At 70.6% G+C, this 23,654-nt stretch carries 22 protein-coding genes, 2 tRNA genes and 1 pseudogene; 15 read left to right on the top strand and 10 right to left on the bottom strand.

Annotated features, from left to right (window positions below; genetic code table 11):
- Window positions 1–244: 244 nt before the first annotated feature.
- Complete coding sequence (locus tag CED_RS17855) at window positions 245–919, bottom strand: 2'-5' RNA ligase family protein (protein ID WP_011435472.1); 675 nt, start codon at window positions 917–919, stop codon at window positions 245–247.
- A 56-nt stretch (window positions 920–975) separates the two neighbouring features.
- Window positions 976–2,301: a helix-turn-helix transcriptional regulator gene (locus CED_RS17850; protein ID WP_035912501.1), complete on the bottom strand. Its 1,326-nt coding sequence runs from the start codon at window positions 2,299–2,301 to the stop codon at window positions 976–978.
- Window positions 2,302–2,503: 202 nt separating this feature from the next.
- Here CED_RS17850 and CED_RS17845 point away from each other — a divergent pair, with 202 nt between their 5' ends.
- On the top strand, window positions 2,504–2,788 hold the full coding sequence (locus CED_RS17845) for a hypothetical protein (RefSeq protein WP_035912498.1): 285 nt from the start codon (window positions 2,504–2,506) through the stop codon (window positions 2,786–2,788).
- Window positions 2,785–3,231: a hypothetical protein gene (locus tag CED_RS17840; RefSeq protein WP_235187129.1), complete on the top strand. Its 447-nt coding sequence runs from the start codon at window positions 2,785–2,787 to the stop codon at window positions 3,229–3,231. The genes CED_RS17845 and CED_RS17840 overlap by 4 nt, the downstream gene beginning before the upstream one ends.
- 77 nt (window positions 3,232–3,308) lie before the next feature.
- Here the strand turns inward: CED_RS17840 and CED_RS17835 are convergent, their stop codons facing one another.
- Complete coding sequence (locus CED_RS17835) at window positions 3,309–3,689, bottom strand: helix-turn-helix domain-containing protein (RefSeq protein WP_011435476.1); 381 nt, start codon at window positions 3,687–3,689, stop codon at window positions 3,309–3,311.
- A 223-nt stretch (window positions 3,690–3,912) separates the two neighbouring features.
- Here CED_RS17835 and CED_RS17830 point away from each other — a divergent pair, with 223 nt between their 5' ends.
- The 9 genes from CED_RS17830 (at window position 3,913) to CED_RS17790 (ending at window position 10,576) form a co-directional block, all read left to right on the top strand.
- Window positions 3,913–4,317 carry a hypothetical protein gene (locus tag CED_RS17830; RefSeq protein ID WP_035912496.1) on the top strand — a complete coding sequence of 135 codons (405 nt, stop codon included), beginning with the start codon at window positions 3,913–3,915 and terminating at the stop codon, window positions 4,315–4,317.
- Entirely contained in the window at window positions 4,314–4,601 is a 288-nt protein-coding gene (locus tag CED_RS17825; protein ID WP_011435478.1) for a hypothetical protein, read from the top strand. The genes CED_RS17830 and CED_RS17825 overlap by 4 nt, the downstream gene beginning before the upstream one ends.
- An 85-nt stretch (window positions 4,602–4,686) precedes the next feature.
- Window positions 4,687–6,246 (top strand): FtsK/SpoIIIE domain-containing protein, encoded by a 1,560-nt coding sequence (locus CED_RS17820; protein ID WP_035912493.1) that lies wholly within the window; start codon window positions 4,687–4,689, stop codon window positions 6,244–6,246.
- Window positions 6,243–6,467, top strand: coding sequence for a hypothetical protein (locus tag CED_RS17815; protein WP_035912490.1), 225 nt, complete (start codon window positions 6,243–6,245; stop codon window positions 6,465–6,467). Before CED_RS17820 ends, CED_RS17815 begins: the two co-directional genes overlap by 4 nt.
- Window positions 6,464–8,182 carry a replication initiator gene (locus CED_RS17810; RefSeq protein ID WP_011435481.1) on the top strand — a complete coding sequence of 573 codons (1,719 nt, stop codon included), beginning with the start codon at window positions 6,464–6,466 and terminating at the stop codon, window positions 8,180–8,182. The genes CED_RS17815 and CED_RS17810 overlap by 4 nt, the downstream gene beginning before the upstream one ends.
- Before the next feature lie 29 nt (window positions 8,183–8,211).
- Complete coding sequence (locus CED_RS17805; protein WP_011435482.1) at window positions 8,212–8,406, top strand: helix-turn-helix domain-containing protein; 195 nt, start codon at window positions 8,212–8,214, stop codon at window positions 8,404–8,406.
- Window positions 8,407–8,536: 130 nt separating this feature from the next.
- Window positions 8,537–8,836 (top strand): hypothetical protein, encoded by a 300-nt coding sequence (locus tag CED_RS17800; protein WP_011435483.1) that lies wholly within the window; start codon window positions 8,537–8,539, stop codon window positions 8,834–8,836.
- 250 nt (window positions 8,837–9,086) lie between these two features.
- Window positions 9,087–9,296: a hypothetical protein gene (locus CED_RS17795; RefSeq protein ID WP_023841838.1), complete on the top strand. Its 210-nt coding sequence runs from the start codon at window positions 9,087–9,089 to the stop codon at window positions 9,294–9,296.
- Window positions 9,296–10,576 (top strand): tyrosine-type recombinase/integrase, encoded by a 1,281-nt coding sequence (locus tag CED_RS17790; RefSeq protein WP_023841839.1) that lies wholly within the window; start codon window positions 9,296–9,298, stop codon window positions 10,574–10,576. The genes CED_RS17795 and CED_RS17790 overlap by 1 nt, the downstream gene beginning before the upstream one ends.
- Before the next feature lie 99 nt (window positions 10,577–10,675).
- On the opposite strand, the gene CED_RS17785 is transcribed toward CED_RS17790, so the two are convergent.
- Window positions 10,676–10,747 (bottom strand) — tRNA-Lys (locus tag CED_RS17785).
- Between the two features lie 541 nt (window positions 10,748–11,288).
- On the opposite strand from CED_RS17785, the gene CED_RS17780 reads away from it, so the two are divergent.
- Together CED_RS17780 and CED_RS17775 are read left to right on the top strand one after the other, a co-directional pair.
- Complete coding sequence (locus CED_RS17780) at window positions 11,289–15,254, top strand: ABC transporter ATP-binding protein (RefSeq protein WP_035912487.1); 3,966 nt, start codon at window positions 11,289–11,291, stop codon at window positions 15,252–15,254.
- Window positions 15,255–15,398: 144 nt separating this feature from the next.
- On the top strand, window positions 15,399–15,713 hold the full coding sequence (locus CED_RS17775; protein WP_011435485.1) for a hypothetical protein: 315 nt from the start codon (window positions 15,399–15,401) through the stop codon (window positions 15,711–15,713).
- Between the two features lie 106 nt (window positions 15,714–15,819).
- Here CED_RS17775 and CED_RS17770 read toward each other — a convergent pair whose 3' ends face one another.
- Complete coding sequence (locus tag CED_RS17770; protein WP_011435486.1) at window positions 15,820–16,557, bottom strand: SGNH hydrolase domain-containing protein; 738 nt, start codon at window positions 16,555–16,557, stop codon at window positions 15,820–15,822.
- 315 nt (window positions 16,558–16,872) lie between these two features.
- On the opposite strand from CED_RS17770, the gene CED_RS17765 reads away from it, so the two are divergent.
- Complete coding sequence (locus tag CED_RS17765; RefSeq protein ID WP_011435487.1) at window positions 16,873–17,682, top strand: polysaccharide deacetylase family protein; 810 nt, start codon at window positions 16,873–16,875, stop codon at window positions 17,680–17,682.
- Here CED_RS17765 and CED_RS17760 read toward each other — a convergent pair.
- Window positions 17,667–19,238: an aldehyde dehydrogenase family protein gene (locus CED_RS17760; protein ID WP_035912510.1), complete on the bottom strand. Its 1,572-nt coding sequence runs from the start codon at window positions 19,236–19,238 to the stop codon at window positions 17,667–17,669. The genes CED_RS17765 and CED_RS17760 overlap by 16 nt on opposite strands.
- 454 nt (window positions 19,239–19,692) lie before the next feature.
- Here CED_RS17760 and CED_RS17755 point away from each other — a divergent pair, with 454 nt between their 5' ends.
- Entirely contained in the window at window positions 19,693–20,409 is a 717-nt protein-coding gene (locus tag CED_RS17755) for a response regulator transcription factor (RefSeq protein WP_035733826.1), read from the top strand.
- Between the two features lie 77 nt (window positions 20,410–20,486).
- Here CED_RS17755 and CED_RS17750 read toward each other — a convergent pair.
- The 4 genes and pseudogenes from CED_RS17750 to CED_RS17730 all read right to left on the bottom strand — a co-directional run.
- A tRNA-His gene (locus CED_RS17750) sits at window positions 20,487–20,562 on the bottom strand.
- 191 nt (window positions 20,563–20,753) lie between these two features.
- The gene (gene orn / locus CED_RS17745) at window positions 20,754–21,470 is read right to left on the bottom strand and encodes an oligoribonuclease (protein WP_232235196.1); all 717 of its coding nucleotides are present in this window, start codon (window positions 21,468–21,470) and stop codon (window positions 20,754–20,756) included.
- Between the two features lie 85 nt (window positions 21,471–21,555).
- Window positions 21,556–22,050 carry a hypothetical protein gene (locus CED_RS17740; protein ID WP_011435491.1) on the bottom strand — a complete coding sequence of 165 codons (495 nt, stop codon included), beginning with the start codon at window positions 22,048–22,050 and terminating at the stop codon, window positions 21,556–21,558.
- 604 nt (window positions 22,051–22,654) lie between these two features.
- Window positions 22,655–23,392 (bottom strand): annotated as a pseudogene (locus tag CED_RS17730) (S16 family serine protease); the annotation flags it as partial.
- Window positions 23,393–23,654 lie beyond the last annotated feature (262 nt).

Raw genomic sequence — 23,654 nt, 5'->3', positions numbered from 1 at the left:
GCAGCATCACGTTCCGTTCCTCGGCTGGTTCAGCCCACGCTGGCGACCGGCGGACTTCGTCGAACGTCTCGGATGGTCTACGCGGTGCGGGGTGCGACGGGCCCGGCGAGCACGGCCGCCAGGCCGCGCGCAGCCGGTCGCGCGGCGCGACCCGCACCGCGCTTGATCTCAAAACGAAGGATTCGGCAAATGCGCGGGCTCGTGCTCGTGGGGACCGGGCCGCCGCTGGCCCTGTCGGTGCCGGTCAACCGGTGAGGTCGGCGTGGTGCCGGACGTCCCACCGGTAGGCGTGGCCGTCTCGGCGGAGTTCGAGGAGGTCGACGCTGCCGACGGGCACGCTGATCGGTGGCCGCCTGCGAAGGTCGGTGAGTCGGCGGATGACCTCGTCGGTGGGCGGGGTGGCGTTGCAGTAGGTGACGCTGATGTGGGGTTTGAAACGGGCGGGCTCGTCGGGCACGGCGTCGGCGCCCAGGACGTCACCGATCGCGGCTCGTAGCTGCTCGCGTAGTTCGGCAACTGGGTGCCATGGGGTGGCGCGGAGGAAGGTTCCGCCGGGGTAAGCGGCGATGGGGCCGGCGGTGAGGGCGAACGGCTCGATGTCGGCGCATCGCTCGTCGGCGGCCTTCCCGATCGCGGCGACGGTCTCGGCGGGCAGCTCGTCGGCGAACGCGACGCCCTGCACGGTCATGTGCAGTCCGTCGACCGGCACGGGGTCGAGGTACTCCAGGTCGGCCAGTGCGCGTTGGAATCCGGCCACGTAGTCGGTGAGGGCCTGGTCCTGGAAGACGAGGTACCAGGTCAGGTAGCGCCGGTCCGGCCGCCATCCGGGGCGCCACCACCAGTGATCGGCCATCCGTTCGGTGCGGCGGAAAGCTTCCCAGTCGTCGGCGTCTACCTGGTCTTCGTGGGTCGGCGGCACGACCGCTCAGGGTAGACGGTGTGACCACCCTGATTGGTCGGCTGGGGGCCTGAACGTCAGGCGGTGGGCAGTCTCCAGGCTTTGACGGCGTCGTTGACCTGGGCGATCTCCGGGACGGTGCGCCACTGGGCGGCGGTGAGCAGGAAGTCCCGGGCCCGGCGGGCGACCACTTCGGATCGCAGATCGGCGCCGACGTCGAGTGCTTCGGCAACGAGTGCTCCGGCGCGGTCGGGCTGGGGGTTGGGACCGGTTAGGTAGGTCATGCTTGCGTCGACCAGGGTGAGGGCGTGGCTGGCGGTGGAGTCGGCGGCGGCGAAGATGGGGATGGCCTGGTCTGTGAACTCGCGGGCCCGGTCGGGGGCTCCGGCGGCGAGGTAGGCGGAGGCGGCGTTGCCGGCGATGCGGGATGCGGTGAACGGGTCGAAGGACAGGAAGTAGCCGACGGGGTCGGTGTCCTCGATGCGGGCGTGGGCGGCCAGGGCGCGGCCGACGGCCTCGTCGACTCCGGCGATGTCGCCGAGCTTGCCCAGGGTGCGGGCTTCGCCGCTGATGGCGAGTCGGATGCTGGCGGGGCCGCCGCGGGCGTAGCGCTGGCCGTCGCGGGCAAGGTCCAGGGCTTCGCGGTACCGGCCGCCGTAGTAGGCGATGAAGCTCTGGGTGCCGCGGACCCACGCGGCGAGATCGCGGTGTCCGGCGGTCTTGGCGAGGCTCATCGCCTCGTTGCAGTAGGCGCGGGCAACGAGTTCGTTGCNGAGGTCGAACGCGAGATANCCGAGCNGGCNGGAGAGCTTCCCGCCGATGGCGTACAGCTCGCGGCGCTGGTCGGGGTGCTGGTGTCCGGCCATCAGGTCGGCGACCCACCGGCGCTGCTTCAGGGCGACGGGGTAGACGGTGGCGGCGTCGCTGTTCTCGTAGCGGCGGCCCACGACTTCGATGCTGGTGTCGAGCTGGTGTAGCGCGTCGTCATCGACGTTGGATGCGGCGAACTGCTGCATCCGGCGGGTGACCTCGTCGAGCTCGGCGTCGAGTGCGAACAGCGCTCCGGCTGCGATCACGGTGCGCCGGTCCGGGCTCGTCTCGCTGCCGGCGGTTTCCGTGGTTTCCGAGCTGGCGAGTCCGAGACGGTCTCGGGGGATGCCGAGTCCGTCGGCGAACTTCTCGAAGTTCTCGATGGTGGTGACCTGGCGTTTCCCGCGGACAATCACGCTGATGGACGGCTGCGGGATGCCGGTCATGGCGGCTATCTGCGACNGGGAGGCACCGGTCCACTTCCGGTAGATCGCCAGCACGGTCTGCATGTCCCGTGCGGTGAGGGCCTGGGCCATCTCGGGGCGGTCCCACAGGCCGGTCGGTGCGGTGGGTAGTGGGCGGCGACGGGTCATGGCTGCTCCCATCCACGAAACGGGATGTGTGGCGTGGTGGACCGTGTACCGTCCGCCAGTCTATCCACGCTGAGTATCCATCCACATATCTATTCCGAACTGCCTGGATGCGTGAGCGTACGTCCTGGCTGCGCCCCGTCTCCGCGGCCTGGCTGCGGGACGGGCGCTGGGCGTGGTGACCAGGCAGGAAGGGAGAGATGGCATGACGGACGTGGCTGCACGGCGAACATCGGTGGCAGCGGAACCGGTGTTGTTCGGCGTGGTCCGCTTCGAGGACGACGGTTCCGGCCGGGTGCGGGACACAATGATCACGTTTCGGTCGGCGNAGGAAGCGGAAGCGTTCGCGCTGGATCGCTGCTGGACGCGGTACCAGGTGTGCGCGTTGCGGTTCTTCGTGGAGGAGAAGCCGGCGGAGCTGGGTGACTGGATGGTGCTCGGTGGGCACCTGGATCATCTGGTCACTCGGCGTGCGCGGCGTCTCCGGTGATCGCCCACGACGCCCGGCCGCCGTTGCGTGCGGATGTGGTTCGGGATCGGTCGTTGGCGGCGGTGGTGACGCTGCCGTGGGGTGCCGGCACGTGGGCGGTGGTGATCCAGCCGGGATCGGACCTGGCGGACCTGCACCGGGCCCTGGCGGAGCTTCCGGCAGGGTTGGAGTTCCACTCCGTGCACGGGGCGGGAGACGTCATCCTCGTCTACCAACTGCCCGCCGGGGAGGTCTCCCGGCGGGATCTGCTGCGGCTGACCGGCTCGGCGCNCGACATCCCCACCGGGTTCCCGGACCGGTCGCGGTGGATCACCCGTGAGGAGCAGCAGGCGTACCGGGCGGGGCACGCGGATGCGTTCGGCGCGATCCGCGTCTTCCTGAGCCGCCCCACCGGCGGCCCCCCGGACGGGACAGGTTCAGGCCCGGTCAATCCTCGGGGGTAGACCGGGCCTGAACCGATGAAGGGCCGGATCCGATGGTGACCATGTCATCGGATCCGGCCCTTTCGCATGCCCGGGTGCTACCGGACGCTGTCGCACCGCTCAGCAGGCGGAATGAGCTGGGCGCCGATGGTGGCAAGGCTGCGTTCGATGCGGAGCAGGACCTCCAGGATCTGCTGATCCACCGGCAGGACCGGCAGGGGCACCTCGTCGGGCTCCCTCCCGAGGAGGACGGTCAACAGGTGGTCGTCCGGCCATCCGAGCGCGCGGGAGATGGCGGCGAGCGTGGCGTCCTGGGCGCGGCGGCTGCTGGTGCCCCGTGCCAGTTCCCGTAGGGTCGCGACCGACACCCCGGACGCGGCGGCCAACGCCTGCTGACTCATCCGCCGTTCCCGCATCCGCGCGGTGATCGCGGCACCGACAGCCCGCCCGTCGTCCCCTGCCGTCGTCTCGCGCGCCATCGTGGATCAACACCCCCGGATCGTTTGCTGTTTACCAAACAGTAGTTCGCGTGATGAGCTTCCCGGAAGGCTGCCATGACGGTGGGGCCGTTTTTATAACGAGGCGTTATCCATAGGCGTATAGAAGCTTGGCGAGCGCTCGGCGAGCGGTGCATGGTGGGTGTTGCCCGACGTACCCCGGACCACCCGGGGGCGGGGCTGACCTTCGGAGGTTGACGAATCCATGGCGGTTCCCCGGCGTATTCCCGTGCGCTTCGAGGACGTGTTCCCGGCGGGNGCTTTNGTGCTCGGTGTGGAACCGGCGAACGACTACGAGAAGGTGAAGGCGAACGCTCCCGACCCGCAGGAACGCGACCCGAACACCGGCGAGCGGATCTGGGCGGTGCGGGTGCTGGACCCGGACCCGGCGGCCCGGCAGGCGGAGCTGAAGGTGAAGGTGCCCGGGGAGGTGCAGCCGGTCCTGCCGGAGGTGATGCCGGGCACGCCGTTCCGGCCGGTGCTGTTCGACGGGCTGACGATCACGCCGTGGGTGGACACCAACGGCAAGTACCCGAAGCAGGGCTACGCCATGCGGGCCCTGCGGCTGCGGCAGGTCGGCGCGGTGCGGCGGACGGGGGCGGCGGCATGACCGGCCACGACGCTGACCCATCCGGGTCGTTCACCTCTCTGGCGCTGTACGTCGGGACGAGCTGGTACGCGGTGTGTCACAGCTACCCCCACCGGCCCCCGATCCTGTCCCTCACCGTGGGCCCGACCGCGCTCTCCCTGTCATCCGTCGCTGAGGCGGACCCGGCGGCGCACCTCGCGTTCGCGCGGGCGTTGCGCGACGCGGTGAACACCTACCTCGCCGACTGCGAGCGGATCGCCCTCGCCGCACAGAACGACGCCCCGCCGACGGAAAACGCGGCGTAGCGCCTCCCTCATTTTCCGGAACGTTTCCCTCTCCCCCTTCCCTCTTCCCGTGGTTTCGTGCGCTCGAAAACAGGGTGGTATTGCCATGTCCAGAATCTACGGTGACCAGCGGATGCCGCGGATTCCGTCCCGGCCGGACAAGATGCGGGTGCCGCTGTGGATGCTGCTCCTCGCGGTGGCCGGCAAGGGGCTGGTGCTCGGGGTGCGCTGGTGCTGGCGGCACCGGATCGCCGTTCCCGTCGCGGTCGGCCTGCTGGTGTTCGTCCACCGGTTCGGCCTGCTGGGCCTGGTGGGCCTGCTCGTCGGTCTGCTGCTGGTGGCGGTGGTCTGGCGGCGGGTGCATCCGGTGTCGTTCGGGTGGCTGGCACGGTGGGNGTGGGGACGGGTCCGGCTGGCGTTCGTCTACCGGCGGCGGTGGCGGCCGGCGATGGTGCACACCGACCTGGCGATCCGGGTCCCGACCTCGAACGCCGATCAGGTCACCTTCGACGACTACTACCCCCGGATCCGTTCTATCCGCTCGACGCGAGCGGTGGACGTGCTGCGGGTGGAACTACTTCCCGGGCAGACCCCGGAACAGTGGGCGGAGCAGGCCGAAGCCCTGCGGCACGTGTTCCGGGCCCGGCGCTGTCAGGTCCAGGCAGAACCGCACCGGTTCGTCCGGCTGCACTTCCACCACCGTGACACCCTCGTCCGCCCTGTCACTCCCGGTGACCTCGACGGGCCCCGACCCGGCGACGTGGCCCCGGATCTCGTGGACGATCCCGGTGCCGCGTCGGGCCTGCTGGTGGCGGAGCTGGGCGCGGTCCCGGTCGGCCGCTGTGAGGACGGCTCTCCGTGGACCCTGCCGGTCCGCGGGACGCATGTCCTCGTCGCGGGGGCCACCGGTGCCGGTAAGGGCTCGGTGCTGTGGTCGATCATCCGCGGTCTCGGCCCGGCGGTGCGGGCGGGCCTGGTGAAGCTGTGGGTGTGCGACCCCAAGGGCGGGATGGAACTCGCTTTCGGTGAGCCCTTGTTCGCCCGGTTCGCCACCACGACAGGGGAGATTGCGGATCTCCTCGACCACGCGGTGACGGTCATGCAACGACGCACGGCACGGCTCCGCGGCCGGACCCGGCTGCACACCCCCACCGTCGGCGATCCGCTGATCGTGGTGGTGGTCGACGAAATCGCGTCGTTGACGGCGTACGTCACCGACCGGGACGTGAAGAAGCGGATCGGGGCGGCGCTGCCGCTGCTGCTCTCGCAGGGCCGCGCCCCCGGCGTCGTGGTCCTGGCGGCGGTGCAGGACCCGCGTAAGGAGGTGCTGCCCTTCCGGGACCTGTTCCCGGTCCGGGTCGCACTGCGCATGACCGAAGCCGAACAGCCGGATCTCGTGCTCGGCTCCGGTGCCCGGGACCGTGGGGCACGGGCGGACGAGATCCCGCTGTCGCTGCCCGGCGTCGGCTACGTCCTGGCTGAGGGACAGCCGGAACCGGTCCGGGTCCGCGCGGCCCACATCGACGACACCGAGATCAGCCGCACCGTCTGGGCCTACCGGCCGTCGACGGCAACCGGCGGCGGCTGGACACCCGACCTCGACCCCTACACCGACAGCGGCTCCGCCGACGGTGCCGACCCGGCCGGATGGGATGAGGTCGCATGACCACCCCGGCCGGCGATCCGGATCTGTCCGCTCCGCTGCCTGTGGTGCCGGTGTGCACCACCTGCTCCCACCTGTACGTCGCTCACCGGCGGGGCCGTTGCCATGGCGACACCGGCACCCNGGCCGGCTGTGCCTGCACCCACTTCACCGAACCCNCCCCGCCCATCGCTACCGACCGTTCGGATCTCGACGTCGACGTCTCGGAGGAACTGCCCGCGTGACCCTCCCTCCCCCTCCCGGCCCTGACCCGGCCGGCCCCCACGACCCCACCAACCGTGACGATCGGCCCGGCTCTCGGGCGGCGCGGATGCGGATGCCGCTCGCCCGTGCGGTCGTCGAAGCGGTCGCCGTCGAGAACGGCGTGTGCGTCCGGCCGATGGCGATGCGGCGCACGAACCTCGACACCGGCGAAACCGAGATCATCCCCGTACCCTGCGGCGCCACCCTGGCCAGCAAGTGCCCGACCTGCGCGGAGAAGGCCCGGCGGCTGCGGATGGCGCAGTGCAGGGCAGGGTGGCACCTCGACGACGAACCGCTTCCCGACCCGGACCCGCCGTCCGATGACGCGAAGGTCCTTGCCGGCTTCCGCGCGGATCTCGAAGTCGCCCGGCAGGACGCGGAACGGGACAGTGACCCGGCCGGCGTCGCCGAGATCGACGCGCTGATCGGCCAGGTGGACGAGGAACTCAACGCCCTGGGCGTGCGCGGCAAGACTGCCCCGGACAACCGGGACCGGCCCCGCCGTGCCCGCTCGACCCGCCGGCGGCAGGACGCTGCCGACCTGCCGCGGTTGCCCGTGGAGAAGCGCACGATCGGCCGGACGTATGAGGCGGCGGACGGCACGACCTGGCGGCCGTCGATGTTCCTCACGCTGACCTGCGACACCTACGGGCGGGTGAACTCCGACGGAGCTCCGGTGGACCCAGCGTCGTATGACTACCGGCGGGCGGCCCGCGACGCGATCCACTTCCCGAAGCTGATCGACCGCTTCTGGCAGAACCTCCGCCGTGCGGTCGGCTGGGACGTGCAGTACTTCGCCGCGCTCGAACCGCAACGGCGGCTCGCCCCGCACCTGCACGCGGCCCTCCGCGGAACCGTGCCACGGGCCCTGCTGCGGCAGGTGGCGGCGGCCACGTATCACCAGGTCTGGTGGCCACCGTCTGGCCAGCCCGTCTACCTGGACACGGCACTCCCGACCTGGGCAAGCGAAACGGGCGGATACGTCGATCCGGCTTCCGGCCGGCCGCTGCCCACCTGGGATGAGGCGCTCGACGCCATCGGAGACGAGGACGAACCGTCCCATGTGGTGCGCTTCGGCCCGCAACTGCAAGCGGACGGCTTCACCTCGAACTCGGCGCACACCGGCCGGATGATCGGCTACCTCTGCAAGTACCTGACCAAAAGCCTCGACGCCTGCCACACGGCCACCACCGACCGGCAACGGCGCCACGTCGACCGGCTCGCCGAAGCCCTGCGCTACGAACCCTGCTCACCCACCTGCGCGAACTGGCTCCGCTACGGCGTCCAGCCGAAGAACGCGAAACCGGGCCTCGTCCCGGGACGCTGCCGCGGCAAGGCACACCGACGGGAGACCCTCGGCTTCGGCGGCCGGCGGGTCCTGGTGAGCCGCAAGTGGTCCGGCAAGTCGCTGACCGACCACAAGCATGATCGCGTCGCGTTCATCCGGGAGCAGCTCGAAGCGCTCGGCCACACCGCCACCGGCCCGGCCGCGGCAACCGACACCGACCCGGCTCGCACCGCCTGGACGATGCTCCGGCCCGGCGACCCGGCCGCACCTCGCCGCGAACACCTGCTGTTGCAGGCCGTCGCGCAACGCCACGCCTGGCGCGCACAGCTCGACGCGGCCCGACGCGCCGCACCCGACGAACTTCCGGCAATCGGCCTCGGCCCACCGGGCAGGGCACAAGCCGCCTGATCACCCGTCCTGACCCGTGGGAGAGAACCGTGACCAAGCTTCTCCTGACTCCGGCGGAAGCCGCCGAACTCCTCGGTGTCGGCCGGACCACGATCTACGAACTCATGAACAGCGGCGACATCCCGTCCGTGCGGATCGGACGCGCGCGCCGCATCCCGGCCGCTGACCTGGTCGCCTTCGTCGACCGGCTGCGCGGCGTCGTCGAAGAGGGAAAAGCGGCATGACGCGGGCGCGGTGCCGAGCACCACCCACCCCGACCGATCCGGCTCGCAAGCAAGGCGGTCCCGGCGAGTGCGCCAACACCCGACCGGGACCTGAGACCCCACCCCTGCCTCAGACAGGAACGAAGCCCTGATGAACATCTTCTCTTCCGGCAACTTCGGCGCGTGGCGCACCCCCGGCGGAGACTCCCCGCTCGTCGCGACCCGCACCACCGACAGCGGCGACCACACCCTGACGATCCGGCCCGGCGCGGACGTCGGCGACCTCGCCGTGATCCTGGGTGACCTGCCCGCGGACGCCGTGTTCGCCGAGCACTTCGGAGACGTCGACCTCGTCCTGATCTTCCGCCAGGACCCCGGGCTTTCGGCAGTCGTCCCGGCCAACGCCAACCCCTCGACGGGACCGGCGGCGGCGAGCGTCCCCCGCCCATAGCGGCTGCTCTGCCTGCTCTACCCCTCCATTTTTCTTCCGTCCTCTGGTGGCGCCTGAAGCTGTCGGGGTGTCGGACGGGTCCAGGGTCGGCCGTAGGCCGATCGCGTCAGCGACGCGAAGCGCCCTGGACGCGGCCGGCGCCCCGGCAGACCATTCCTGCGCCAGAGAACGGAAAGCCACCGGCACCGGGCAACGCCACCCGCGGCCCGCGCGCCTCTCCCCGTTCTTTCGGCAAGGAGCCCCTTTCATCATGAACACCGACCACGACGGGCACCCGACGATGAGCCTTCAACAGGCTCTCCGGGAACACCTCGACCGTGCCCGCGCCGGACAGGGTCGGCTCTACCCCCAGCCGGACGGTGAGTCCAAGTTCGCCTGCGACATGGGCGACAGCCGCTACGGCTGCCCGTGGTGCGACACCATCGAATGGCCCGACGGCAACCCGCTGGACGCTGCCTGATGGCCGCGCGCAAGGGCCGGCGCGGCGCCGGTGAGGGCGCGATCTACAAGGACGCTTCCGGCCGCTGGCGAGCGACCGTGGACCTCGGCTGGAAGGACGGGAAGCGACAGCGGAAGTACCTGTCCGGCAAGACCCGCACGGAGGTCGCGGAGAAGCTGCGGGCACTGCGCCGAGAGCAGGAAGACGGCGTCGCCGTGGTCACCGGGGTGAAGCCGCTGACGCTGGACGAGTGGCTCACGTTCTGGCTGGACACGATCGCGGCGAGGAAGGTCCGCCCGTCCACCCTGGCGACCTACCGCGGGTACGTGCGGAACCGGATCGTCCCGGCGCTCGGCGCGGTCCGGCTCGACCGGCTCGCCCCGGAGCACCTCGAAGCGTTCTACCACCGGTGCGAGAAAGAAGGGCTCGCCGCGGCCACGGTGCTCCAGATGCATCGGATCATCTCCCGTGCGCTGAAGGTCGCGCACCGGCGGGGNCGGATCGTCCGGAACGTGGCAACGCTGGTCGATCCGCCTTCCGTCGACCGGGACGAGATCCGTCCGCTCACGGCGTCGGACGCGCGGGCCATCCTCGACACGGCGAAGGGCCAGCGCAACGCGGCCCGCTGGTCCGTCGCGCTGGCGCTCGGGCTCCGACAGGGTGAGGCGCTGGGCCTGCCCTGGGACGCGGTCGACCTGGACGCGGTCCCGGCCACGCTCACGGTGCGCCAAGCCCTGCAACGGCGGGCCTGGGCGCACGGCTGTGCCGACCCGAAGAACTGCACCACTGCCCGTCGGTGCCCCCGTCGTACCGGCGGGGGCCTGGTGATCGTCCGTCCGAAGAGCCGGGCCGGTCGGCGGACGATCGTGATCCCGCCGAACCTGGCGGCCAGCCTGCGGGCCCACCGGGCCGCACAGCGCGCCGAACAGCAGGCGGCCGGCGGCGAGTGGGCCAACGAACACGATCTTGTGTTCGTCCAGCCGAACGGGCGGCCGCTCGACCCCCGGGCTGACCACCGGGCCTGGCAGGACCTGCTGTCACAGGCCGGTGTCCGCGCGGCCCGGCTCCACGACGCCCGGCACACGATGGCGAGTCTGCTGCTCGCGCAGAAGGTTCACCCGCGGGTGGTCATGGAGATCATGGGGCACTCGCAGATCAGCCTGACCCTCGGTACGTACAGCCACGTGGCGCCGGAGCTGTCGACGGACGCGGCGGATCGGATGGGCTCCGCCCTATGGGGAGAAACAACCCCGGCCACGGACGGTGAAGAAGGCCAAAACCAGGAGAACGAGAAAGGCTGACATGGCGCGCGCCCGTGGCCGCCCACTGGCTGCCCACATGGCTGCCAGAAAGAAACGGCGGCCCCGTCCAAATGGACGAAACCGCTGGTAGATACGGGNGCGCCGCCAGGGACTTGAACCCCGAACCCGCGGATTAAGAGTCCGCTGCTCTGCCAATTGAGCTAGCGGCGCGTTGCCTCCNCGTCCCCGCGGCGACATGCAGAACTCTACCAGGCGCTGGAGACGAGTGGCCGGGGGGTGCGGGCGCGGCGCTCGGTACCGGCGGCCACCTTGGAGATCGCCGATGGCGGGGGNTCCGGGGTCCCTGTGTGTCCTCCGGGGCTGATCTTGCTCGGGACCTTGCTCGCTNGGGACCTTGCTCGGGACCCGCGGCTTCCTGTGGTCTCGGCTCGGAGCCGNGACGGGCATCAGCGGGGTTCCAGGAATGTTTCGCTGATAGACATGACGTGGCCGACGCCGCGGGCCTGCCGGACGTACGGTCAGGCTGGGACACCGCGGTGAGGCTGGGACGCGGCGGCTTTGGCGTCTCGTCCCAGCCTTCGCGTCCGATCCGGACCGGCGTCACGCGGGTACCGAATCGGACCTGACGACCTGGAGGCCCACCGCGAGCTCCGAAGCATCGTCCGCTGACACGGCCCGTCCCTCGCACGGACCGCCGGATCGGCCGGACCCCAGTCCGCATCCGGCTCCGGCTCCCGTCGAGCGATCGCAGTTGCCCAGCCCACGCCCACGGCCCCAACCAGCCGAGGAGCCTGCCGCGCCCGGGCCGGAGAAAGCCGAGGAGGCCGGGCCGGAGAAACCGGCGGCCGGCTGGCTGCGCAGGATTCTCCGCGAGATCCTCGTGTACCGCCGCAACGCCGCCTTGGCCTTCGGCGCCGCGCTGCTCGGCACGCTCGTCACGGCCGCCGTCCCGTTGGTCGAGCGGCAGGTCATCGACAACGTCGTAGTCACGCACCGCCACTCTCTCGCACCCTACGTCGCCATTCTGCTCGGGGCCGGGGTCGTCGTCTTCGCCGCCGCGTTCGTCCGACGCTACGTCGGTGGTCGGCTCTCCCTCGACGTCCAGTACGACCTGCGCGACGCCGTCTTCAGCGCCATCGAGCGCCTCGACGGGGCCCGGCAGGACCAGCTCCAGACCGGGCAGGTGGTGAGCCGGGCGATCTCGGACGTCACCGTGGTCCAGGGTCTGCTGTCCTACCTGCCGATGATGAGCGGCAACCTGGTGCTCTTCGTCGTGTCCCTTGTGGTGATGGCCTGGCTGTCCCCGCTGCTCACTGTCATCGCGCTCGCGCTGGGGCCGGCGCTGTTCATCGTCGGCTACAGCGCCCGACGCACGGTCTTCCCGGCGACCTGGGCGGCGCAGCAGCAGGCTGGCGAGGTTGCCGGAGCGGTCGAAGAGGCCGTCGCCGGCGTCCGGGTGGTGAAGGGGTTCGGACAGGAGGCCCGCGAGCTGGACCGGCTGGCGGTGGACGCCCGGTGGCTGTTCGCGCTTCGGATGCGTGCGGTGCGCATCACCAGCAGGTTCGGTGCGGCGATGCAGGCCGTTCCCGCGCTCGGCCAGGTCGCGGTGCTGGCGCTCGGCGGCTGGCTGGCGCTGACGGACCGGATCACCCTCGGTACCTTCCTCGCGTTCAGCACCTATCTCGGCGCCCTGATCGGGCCGACGCGGACCCTCGCCGGTCTGCTCACCGTGGGCCAGCAGGCCAAGGCCAGCACGATACGCATCTTCGAGATCATCGATTCGCAGCCGGCGATCACGGACCGGCCGGACGCCGTGCGCCTTGGCCGGATCCGCGGGCTGGTCGACCTGGACAGTGTCACGTTCGGCTACGCTCCGTCTCGCCCCGTGCTGCGGGACGTGAGCCTGCGGATCGAACCGGGGGAGACGGTCGCCCTCGTCGGCACGTCCGGTTCGGGTAAGTCGACGGTCGCGATGCTGCTGCCGCGGTTCTACGACCCCCAGGCCGGGACGGTCCGCCTTGACGGTGTGGACATCCGCACGGTGACACTGTCGTCGCTGCGGGCGCAGATCGGGGTCGTCTTCGAGGACAGTTTCCTGTTCTCCGACACGGTGCGCGCGAACATCGCCTACGGCCGGCCGGGTGCCACGGACGACCAGATCATCGCGGCCGCGCGGGCGGCGCAGGCGGACGTCTTCATCCGCGGCCTGCCCGACGGCTATGACACCGTCGTGGGAGAACAGGGCCTGACCCTCTCCGGCGGCCAGCGCCAGCGCGTCGCGCTCGCCCGCGCGCTACTCACCGATCCCCGCGTCCTGCTCCTCGACGACGCGACCTCGGCCGTGGACGCCCGGATCGAGGCCGAGATCCATGACACGCTTCGGACGATCATGCGTGGCCGCACCACTCTGCTCATCGCGCACCGGCGCTCCACCCTGCGCCTTGCCGACCGGATCGCCGTGCTCGACGCCGGCCGGATCGTCGACGTCGGGACCGAGGCCGAACTGACGGCCCGATGTCCTCTGTTCCGCCATCTGCTCGCCGGCCCCGGCGAGGGCCTTCCCGACCAGCTCTCGTCCCCGTCCCCGTCTCCCGACCCCGGCCTTTCTTGCCTGTCCAGAGGGATAAATCAGACGCAAAAGGCTCTGGATAGGCAAGGAAGTAGGCAAGGGAAAGGAAGTAGGCAAGGGAAAAGAAAGGGAAATGTTCTCCGGGGTGGTGCTACCCGGGGTGGTCTCGGCCGGGGGCTCGGCGGCGGGGGCCCCTTCGGTGACATGCCGGCGACCCCCGACCTGCTCGCCCGGGTCGACGCCCTGCCCCCGGCGCTCGACGAGCCGCGGGTCGACCAGGCTGCGGCGGCCGCCCCCGACCCGGCATTCTCGCTGCACCGGCTGCTGGCCGTGGTCCGCTGGCCGCTCATCCTGGGCCTGCTGCTGGTGGCGGCAGACGCCGTCGCGGGTCTCGCCCTGCCAGCGTTGGTGCGGCATGCCGTCGACGCCGGCGTGAGCGTCGGGGCACGTGACGTCCTGTTCGCCACCGCCGGTGTCGCGCTGGCGGTGGTGCTGGTCAACTGGGCGGTGCAGGTGTGGCAGACCCGTGTCACGGGCCGGATGGGGGAGCGGCTGCTCTACATCCTGCGGGTGAAGACCTTTGCGCAGCTGCAGCGCCTCGGGCTCGACTACTACGAGCGCGAGCTCGCCGGCCGGATCATGACCCGGATGACGACCGACGTCGACGCCCTGTCGACCTTCCTGCAGACCGGCCTGACCACCGCCATCGTCAGCCTGCTGTCCTTCTTCGGCGTCCTGGTGGCGTTGATCGTGCTGGACGCCGAGCTCGCCCTGGTCGTCGTCGCCGTACTGCCGATCCTGATCGTGGTGACGGTGGTGTTCCGGCGTCGCTCCTCCGCCGCCTACACCGAGTCCCGGGAACGGGTCAGCGCCGTCAACGCATCGCTGCAGGAGAACCTGACCGGGCTGCGCATCGCCCAGGCGTTCGGCCGGGAAGCGGTCAACCAGGCGAGGTTCCGCGAGCTCGCGGACAGCTACCGCCGCTCGCGGCTGCGGGCACAACGGATGATCGCTCTCTACTTCCCGTTCGTCGAGTTCCTCTCCCGGATCGCGGGTGCTCTCGTGCTGGGAATCGGCGCCCACCTGGCCGTCGGCGGATCCCTGTCGCCGGGAGCACTACTCGCGTTCCTGCTCTACGTGGACCTCTTCTTCGCGCCGGTGCAGCAACTGTCCCAGGTGTTCGACGGTTATCAGCAGGCCCGGGTCGGTCTGCGCCGGCTTTCCGAGCTGCTGCGGACTCCGACCTCGACGCCGTCGGCCGAGTACCCGCGACCGGTCGGACGGCTGGCCGGCGAGGTGGTCCTGGACGGCGTCCGGTTCGCCTACGTGGGAGGCACTGCCGCGCGGACGGAGAACGCGGGGCCGGCGGGAAACGCGGGGCCGGCGGGAAACGCCGTGAACGGGGNGAGCCTGCGCATCGCCCCGGGGGAGACAGTCGCCCTGGTCGGGGAGACCGGCGCGGGCAAGTCCACGGTGGTGAAGCTGATCGCCCGGTTCTACGACGTGACCGAGGGCGCGGTGCGGGTGGACGGTGTTGACGTGCGCGACTTCGACCTGCCCGCCTACCGGCGACGGCTCGGCGTCGTTCCGCAGGAGCCGTTCTTGTTCTCCGGCACGGTCCGGGACGCCATCGCCTACGCTCGGCCGGATGCCTCCGACGCCGAGGTCGTGGCGGCGGCGCGGGCGGTCGGCGCCCACGCGTTCATCACCCGCCTGGCCGACGGCTACGATCATCTGGTCGGCGAACGCGGCCGGGGACTGTCCGCCGGCCAGCGTCAGCTCCTGGCGCTCGCCCGCGCGGAGCTCGCCGACCCGGACATCCTGCTGTTCGACGAGGCGACCGCGGCGCTCGACCTCGCGACGGAGGCTGCGGTCACGGCAGCCTCGGAGGCGGTGGCCACCCGGCGGACCACGATCATCGTCGCCCATCGGCTCACCACGGCGGCCAGGGCCGACCGGGTGGTCGTGATGGCGGACGGCCGGGTGGTCGAGCAGGGGCCGCACGCCGAGCTGGTGCACGCCGGCGGCCCGTATTCCCGCCTGTGGGCCGCCTTCACCGCGGAGTCGGTCACGCCCGCGGAGTCCGTCACGCCCGTGGATCTCAGCCCGACCGCGGACAGCGGTGCTGACCGGCGAGCGGCTGGCTGACCGGCGAGGGCGACCTCATTCCGTAATGTCATGGTTCGCCCTCAAGTCTGAGGGGATGCCCTCACGGGGCGACGAGCGAGCCCGCCCGCCGCCCCGATCGACCGAGCGGTCACCCGGGGCCGGCGGCGATCAGAGGAGGGGATCATGAAGGCGAACGGTCTGTTGATGGAGATCGCCTGGCCACGGCTGCCCAGCGGAATCGCCACACCAGGTGAACTCGCCGACCGGCTGGACGCCGACCTGCGGGACCGCGCCAGGGTCGCCGCGTTCGACGAGCACGGTCTGTGGGTCCGGGTCCACCAGCCGCACCAGGTCGAGGCGCTCGCTGCCGAACTCGCCTATAAGCTCTCCCAGGTTGGCGCGCCCGATCAGACGTTCCTCTCCTGGCACGACGAGCTGGGTGATCATCGTCGTTCGCTGAGCGGCCGTCGGATCGGGATGCACCGCAAGGTCGCCTGAACATTCCGGCGAATTCTCGACGAGGTCCCGGGAAGCCCGGGAAGCCTAGAAGATGGTGGATCGGCCCGGTCAGCCCTCGGTCAGCCCCCGATCGGTCGGCTGGCGGTCAGCCCGCGGCCGGCTGGAGGGTCTCCCGAGCGATCGCGGTGCCGAAGCGGACGGCGCCAGGGGACGGGACCGGGCAGGCTGTCATCGGCTTCTGGGGCAACGGACAGAAGTGGACCCCGTCGGGGCTGCGGACCGTGACGACCCCGCCGGGCTCGCAGGTCTCGCCCGCGGCACAGGGCATCGTCGAGGTGAACCGGCCGTCCATGGTCAGGACCCGACCCGCGGGGACCACCCGGGTACGTTCGTGCTCCGCGGCGATCTGGCGCCACAGGCGGTCCAACGGGGTCATCCCGGCCTCGTCNACCGTCTGGTCACGCCGTGGCGGCGCATCCACGAGGACGACTTCGATGCCCTGATTCGTCAGCATCGTGACGGCCTTCGTCACGTCCTCCCGGTAGGCCGTCACCAGGTCACGACCCTGCATACAGGGCGTCACCTGGTTGCCGGAGAACACCAGAACCGCGGTGGTCGGCCGCCAACGCCGCGCCTGGTCGCGGATGTCCATGAGCCAGTCGCAGGGAGCCGTGCCACCCCAGGTGCGCACCAGCACGGCGGTCCCGCCGTCCGCGCGGGCCGCCTCGTCGAAGGCGTCACCCGCCTCCCAGGCGAGCGAGTCGCCCCACAACGCCACCCGTGGCCTGTCGTCGGAGGTCCTGTTCACCACCAGGGCACCCCCGACCAGGACGATCGCGACGACGAACAGCCAGCCGATCGGNCCCCGCCGTCCGATCCGCACGGTCCGCCCCTTCCTGCCCCGCCGCGCCGGCCGGTATCACCGGATCCCCGATCACGTCCGACCCTGCCCGGCTGCCCACCACCTCATCGTGCTTCCTGCCCGGCGCTGTTCTGGTGACGGGTGTGCCGTCCCCACGAGCGGACATTACTGAACGTACCGCCCATAGCTGTTCTATCCAGAGACCCGAGTAGCTCCGCTAGCGCGGGCGGTCGTGGCCGAGACGGAGGCTGGGGGCGGGGCATGGCGGTACCCGTGGCGGNGGGNATGGGGGCGCCGGTCGGAAGGCGAGACCGGATCTGTGGGAGAGTTTTTGCCATGACGCGGTCCGTTGCGACGCGCAGGCCCGCCATGGCACGCCGTGCCGCCGCCACGGCGTTGACCCTGGGCGGCGCGGCCGGGCTCACCTACGGCATTCCGTCGCTCACCACACTGCGTCGACTACGGCTGCGGTGGACGCCGGCGCTCGCAGGGCTCGGCGCGCCCGATCACGTCGCGCTCACCTTCGACGATGGTCCGGATCCCGTGTCCACGCCACAGTTTCTCGACGTGCTCGCCGAACTCGACGTGCGGGCGACGTTCTTCGTCCTCGGTGGTCTGCTGGAACGCGCACCGACGTTGGCGCGGGAGATGGCCGCCGCCGGGCACGAGCTGGCCGTGCACGGCTGGGATCATCGCCCGATGCTGTTGCGCGGTCCCCGCTCCACGCACGACCATCTCGCCCGCACCCGGGACCTGGTCGTCGAGATCACCGGTCGCGCGCCGCGGTTCGTCCGGCCGCCGCACGGCATCCTCTCGGCCGGGCTGCTCGTCGCGGCCCGCCGCCTCGACCTCAGCCCCGTCCTGTGGTCGGCATGGGGACGCGACTGGACGGCCGAGGCGACGCCGGGCAGCGTGCTGGGCACCCTCGCCCCCGACCTGTGCGGGGGCGCCACGGTGCTGCTGCACGACTGTGACTGCACATCGGCCCCCGGGGCCTGGCGCAGCGCGCTCGGGGCTCTGCCCGGGATCGCCGCGCGCTGCGACGACGCCGGCCTGCGCCTTGGACCACTCGCCGAGCACGGCCTACCGGCCTGGTCGAATCCTCCTTCTGGCAGGAGCGGCCGGGCAGGTCAGACGGCCGGGTAGAGGGAGTAGCTCGGGAAGTTGCCGACGAGCCGCTCGTCGGCGTCCGTGCCTACGGTGACGGCCCTGGCCAGATGGACACCGCCGACGAAGGCCCCCTTCCAGGAGGCGCCGCGGCCACCGAACGGCTCGTCCCGGTCGCCGCGGGAGCGCGGCTTGTTGACTCCGACCTTGAACGCCTGCAGCTCCCCGGCGAGCCGGCGGGCATGGGACTCGTCGTCGCAGGCCAGTGAGGCAACCAGCGCGCCGTTGGAGGCGTTCATCGCCGCCAGCAGCTCAGCCTCCGAGTCGACGACGACGATGGTGTCGACCGGGCCGAACGGCTCCGCGTGGTGCAGCGCGGACGACGCCGGCGGGCTCAGGATCGCCACCGGCGGCACGTAGGCGGACGTGTCCTGCCCGGGGATGAACCGGCCGTCCGCGAGGTCTCCGCGGTAGATCGGCACGCCGCCCTTCGTGATCGCCTCGTCGATCTTCGCGGCCAGCTCGGTCGCCTTGTCCGCGGTGATGACCGGGCCGTAGTCCAGCTCGGGCAGCTGGTCGGTGTCGTCGGCGACGGCGAGGGGATGGCCGAACCGGACGCCGGAGACCACCGGCAGGTACATCTGGAGGAACCTGTCGAACAGTTGGCGCTGGACGACGTAGCGGGGGTAGGCGGTGCAGCGCTGCTTGCCGTACTCGAAGCCCTTCTTCAGATGGGCGGCGAGCACGTCCCACTGGGAGAAATCCCAGATACCCCAGGCGTTGAGGCCCTCCTGCTCTAGGAAGTGGCGCTTACCGGTGTCGACCAGGGCAGCGGCGACCTGGCCACCCGCCGACCGGCCGCCCACGAAGGCCAGGCAGCCGATCTCGGGGGCGCGGACCAGCGCCGAGCTCAGCCGGGAACCCGATCCGGAGACCAGCGAGACCGGCAGACCCTCCCGGCGGGCCAGTGCGCTCGCCAGGGTCAGGCAGGCGGCGCCGCCGTCGGTCGGGGTCTTGGCGATGGTGCCGTTGCCGGCGAGGATCTGGACGAGCACGGCATGCATGAGCACGCTCATCGGGTAGTTCCAGCTGGCGATGTTGCTCACCGGACCGGGTAGCGGGGTGCGCCCGGCGATCATGCCGTCGATCTCGTCGATGTACCAGCGCACCCCGTCGAGGGCACGGTCGACGTCGGTGCGCGCCAGTCGCCAGGGCTTGCCGATCTCCCAGACGAGCAGGAGAGCCAGCAGGTCGCGGTGGGCGTCCATGGCGTCAACGGCGGCGCGTACTCGGGCCTTGCGCTCGGGCAGCGCCACGTCGCGCCAGTGCTTGTGGTCGTCGAGAGCGGCCCGGATCGCATCCCGGGCCTCGTCCTGCTCGATCATCGGGGGCCCGGCGATCGGTGTGCCGTCGACGGGGGACAGGCTGTGCAGTGGATTTCCAGTTCGATGCCAGTGCCCGCCCCAGAGATTACGGAGGCGGTCCTCGTCGAACGCCTCGGGGGCAACCTGGCGGCAGGTGGTGAACGCCTCGGACCAGGTGGTACCCGNCTTAATGTGGAGTCGTGGCTGGGAGCTGCTGGATGCTGCGGCCATACCGGTGATATTGACGGTCATCCGCCGATCACGCCAGGCAAAGCGGCCCACTATTTCGAGGATTCTTAGATGACTGTATCAGATTAATAACTCTCGGTAATTTCCTGCATAAACCGTCATGTGGTCACTCATCGCCCCCGCTCGATATCCAATGATCTTGCTGGTGCTGCTGGTGCTGGCTTGCCGCTCTGGTCGCCGGGGTCGTTGCCAGGAGGAAACCGGGCGCGACTCGCCACGCGAACATGGTCCTATGCGGGTGGGTGGCAGCGTCCACCGCGTACTATTTCCGGCATGTCGGATGCGTTTATCGGGCAAGATGGTGGCACCACTTCGGCGCCGTCACGACCTCGGGTGTGTACTTCATCACGTAGAGTGGGATGGTGTCCGAACCGCCTTTCGTTCGCGTCCGGGTTGCCGCCGCTCGGACCATTCGATCCTGATTCCCGGATGTGTGATGACGGCCAGTGTCGTGCCGCCGTCGGCCGCTGAAGCCGACTCCGTCGAGGGCTCCGCGCTGATCCGGGTCCTCGTAGTAGATGATCATGAGTTGTTCCTTCAGGGCCTGCAGACGGTCCTGGAGATCGAGGAGGACATCAGCGTCGTCGGCCGGGCCGGTAACGGTCAAGAGGCTCTGACCTTGGCCTCCGGGACATCGCCGGACATCGTCCTGATGGATGTCCGGATGCCGGGCCGGGACGGGATCGCCGCGGCGGGTGCCATCAAACGTGCTGTTCCGCGCACGCGTATCGTGATGCTCACGGTCTCGGACGAGGAGTCTGACCTGTTCGAGGCGATCAAGGCGGGNGCGGNCGGGNACCTGCTGAAGTCGATTCCGCCGCACGAGGNGGCCGACGCGGNGCGGGCTGTCCACAATGGGCAGAGCCTGATCAGTCCTTCGATGGCATCGAAGTTGATGGTCGAGTTCGCCACGATGGCCCGGGGTACCGAGGACCGTCCTCGGGCGCACGCCCCGCACCTGACCGCGCGAGAACTCGAGGTACTGAAGCTGGTCGCTGAGGGGCGCGCGAACCGCGAGATTGCCCGCAAGCTGTTCATCAGTGAGAACACGGTCAAGAACCACGTTCGTAACATCCTGGACAAACTGCAGCTGCACTCGCGGATGGAGGCCGTGATGTACGCGGTTCGTCAGGGGCTGTTCGACATCGAGTGAGCCCGGCGGGGCCGCACGGTTGCCACGGTGGGCCTCTGTCCGCCAACCCGCGGGGCCTGGTCGGCGGGATATTGCTCTGGGGTGGGTGACGGGACTTGAACCCGCGGCCACCGGGACCACAACCCGGTGCTCTACCAGCTGAGCTACACCCACCAGAACCTGGCTGCCATGCCGAAGGAGGAGACCCGGCCGGACCGGAGATCCTCCGACCGGTGCGAATCCGGGATATTCCGAATCCGGGACGTTCCACCCACGCCGCCTGACCAAGCGAAGCTATCGTACCGGTCCGCGCCACTGGATGGGCAAGGGGGTTACCCCGGTCATGCCCGCCGCGCTCTGCGAGATCACTGCCCGTTCAGGCGGGCGGTGGAAGGTCTCCCGTCCAGCCGCGCGGGTGAACCGGCCGGGTCGTCCGGTTGCGGGTGCTCGGAGCCTCCGGCGGTCAGGGAGGCCAGCGACGCATCGGCCTGGTCGCGGATCTCGGCGGCGATCGCGCGGGCCTGCTCGGTGCCCGGCCCCGGCTGGGGAACGAACACGGCCCGTCGGTAGTAGCGCAGCTCCTCGATGCTCTCCTGGATGTCCGCCAGGGCCCGGTGGCCGCCGCGTTTGACCGGAGCCGCGTAGTAGGCCCGCACGTACCAGCGGCGGGCGAGCTCCTTGATCGACGAAACGTCGATCATGCGGNAGTGCAGGNGAGCGTCCAGCGACGGCAGATAGCGTGCGAGGAAGGTGCGGTCCGTGGCGATCGAGTTGCCGCACAACGGGGCCTTGCGCACCTCGGGAATCCGGGTGCGGACGTAGTCGAGGAGCTGGCGCTCCGCGTCGTCGAGGGACAAGGTGGACGCCCGGACGGCGGCGGTCAGGCCCGAGGCCTCGTGCATCTCGCGGACGACCGGCTCCATGGTCTGCAGCGCCTCCTCCGGCGCCGAGATGACCAGGTCGATGCCCTCGTCGAGGATGTTGAGCTCACTGTCCGTGACCAAGCAGGCCACTTCCAGGAGTAGATCCGACGCGGCGTCCAGGCCGGTCATCTCGCAGTCGATCCACACCAGTCGATCCATCCCGCTGACACTATGGTCTGCGGTCGCCGTCGTCACGTGCACCCTCGGGTTCTCGTCGTATGGCTGAGTGCCCGCTCCGTCGAGATCATCCTATAGTCCCTGCTCCGTTACTGACGGTGAAGCTGATGGAGATCTGAGTGTTCCCGGCTCCGACCAGGATCGCGGTCAGGGTGTACAGCCCGTCCGGGACCTCGGAGGTCTGCCATCCGCCGGGATGCGGCGTGAACAGGTACGGCGGGCCTGGGAGATCCCGCCGGTACGGCCCGGTCGGTCCGTTCAGCACGTACGTCAGGGGGCCGGCGTAGCCCGTCGTTTCCACCCGGATGATGCGGAAGCCGGAGATGGTCTCGCCCTGGTGGATGCCGGCGAAGGTGAACGGTGCGACGGACATCGTCGACGACGGCGTGGGCATGGCGCCCGGGCCGGACCGGGATGGACGACCGTCGGGTGCGGGGGATGCCGCCGGGGTCGGACCGGACCGGGGTTCCTGGCTGTGATAGCCGAACACCAGGATCGGCATCAGGACCAGGGCAGCGAAGAACAGCGCAAGACCGACCCAACCCCGCCTGAGGGCATCCACGCTGACTGCGTCCCTCCGCCATGCCGCCCATGGGTTCGGGTCACTTTAATGGGCGGGAAGGTGATCGACTCCCGCGGCCTGGGACCGACCGGGATCGAAGCGCGCAGTCGGGCNGGGGGAGGGAGGAAGTGGGCCGACGGNGGGTTGACGGGCACGCCGCCCGCCGCGGCGTCGGATCGGTATGGGTTGTCCGGATCGGCATGGGTTGTCCGGATCGGCGCGGGAGGCGCAGCCGCTTGTCGATGCGGCTGCCGAGGGCAGAACGATCTAGCGGGTGCGCCTGCGCCGGCCGGGTGGCCGGTTCGGCGGATGGGCGGGCCCGCGATTGTCCCGCGGTCGCTGGCGCACCCCTTGCCGACTGAGCCCCAGGATGCGCTGCTGTGCGATGCGCTCCTGCCGAAGACAGCGACCACGATCCACGCCCCGACCGTAGCCGCCATCTGCGTCTTCCGCGTCCCTCGTCACATGGTGTTTACCTTGTCCCCGGCGTGTCGCTGGCTCTCGCTCACCCTCCTCCCCGGCCCCTGGGCCGCCCCTGGTCGGCCTTCGGACGGCCGGTGACCCTCAGGGCCGGCGGGTGACCCTCAGGGCCGGCGGGTGACCCTCAGGCGGCCAGCGGGGGGGAGGAGCGCCCGCCGTGGCCCGGCCGGTCGGCGCGCCCGGTGGCGAAGGCGGGCTCCAGGGCCAGGTCCAGCACCTCCCGGACGTCGGTCACCAGGTGGACGGTGAGCGCGTCGCGCACCGGCGCCGGGACGTCGTCCAGGTCCGGGCCGTTACGCGCCGGCAGCAGCACCGTGGTGATGCCGGCGCGGTGCGCGGCGAGCAGCTTCTGCTTCACCCCGCCGATCGGCAGCACGCGCCCGGTCAGCGACACCTCGCCGGTCATCGCCACATCCGCCCGGACCGGCCGACCGGACAGCAGCGACGCCAGGGCCGTCGTCATCGTTACCCCGGCGCTCGGCCCGTCCTTCGGCACCGCACCCGCGGGGATGTGCACGTGGACACCGCGGTCGGCCAGATCGCCGACGGGAAGTTCCAGCTCCACCCCGCGCGAGCGCAGGTAGGACAGCGCGATCTGCGCCGACTCCTTCATCACGNCGCCGAGCTGCCNGGTCNGGGTGANCCCGGCCCCGCCGGTCTCCGGGTCGGCCAGCGACGCCTCGACGAACAGGACGTCACCGCCGGCGCCGGTCACCGCCAGGCCCGTCGCCACTCCCGGGAGGGCGGTGCGCTCCGCCGACTCCGGGGTGTGCCGCGGCCGGCCGATGTAGCCGGGCAGGTTCCCGGCATCGATCGTCACCGGCAGGGTGGCCTCGCCGAGCGCCACCCGGGCGACGATCTTGACGGGGTAGAGAAAAGTTGCGATGACCCCAGATGTGGCAGGGGNNCCCNGCGAGGNCCGCNTGCTCGGGGNNTCGCCGGGGNCCCNAGGGCCAGCCGACGGAGGGTTTGGAGTCAACCCCGCCGGCTGGGGCTCAGATGCACTGACCTCGAACCCGAGATCACGGGATCATCATGGCCATACAGGTCGTGGTCAGGTCAGGCGCCACGTGGCATAGCTACGCGCCAGGGCGGCTCGGTTCTGAGCGGCAAGGCTGTCCGAC

Source organism: Frankia sp. CeD, from assembly GCF_000732115.1.
Lineage (GTDB): Bacteria > Actinomycetota > Actinomycetes > Frankiales > Frankiaceae > Frankia > Frankia casuarinae.
The sequence above is the reverse complement of the archived record's forward strand: the minus strand, read 5'-3'. Positions and strand labels throughout refer to the sequence as shown.

What these genes read in the sequence shown, in the direction of transcription:
- CED_RS17795 (WP_023841838.1), top strand. Translation starts at nt 9,087, where the DNA reads ATGAACACCGACCACGACGGGCACCCGACGATGAGCCTTCAACAGGCT.
- CED_RS17835 (WP_011435476.1), bottom strand. Translation starts at nt 3,689, where the DNA reads ATGGCGCGCGAGACGACGGCAGGGGACGACGGGCGGGCTGTCGGTGCC.
- CED_RS17765 (WP_011435487.1), top strand. Translation starts at nt 16,873, where the DNA reads ATGACGCGGTCCGTTGCGACGCGCAGGCCCGCCATGGCACGCCGTGCC.
- CED_RS17800 (WP_011435483.1), top strand. Translation starts at nt 8,537, where the DNA reads ATGAACATCTTCTCTTCCGGCAACTTCGGCGCGTGGCGCACCCCCGGC.
- CED_RS17825 (WP_011435478.1), top strand. Translation starts at nt 4,314, where the DNA reads ATGACCGGCCACGACGCTGACCCATCCGGGTCGTTCACCTCTCTGGCG.
- CED_RS17775 (WP_011435485.1), top strand. Translation starts at nt 15,399, where the DNA reads ATGAAGGCGAACGGTCTGTTGATGGAGATCGCCTGGCCACGGCTGCCC.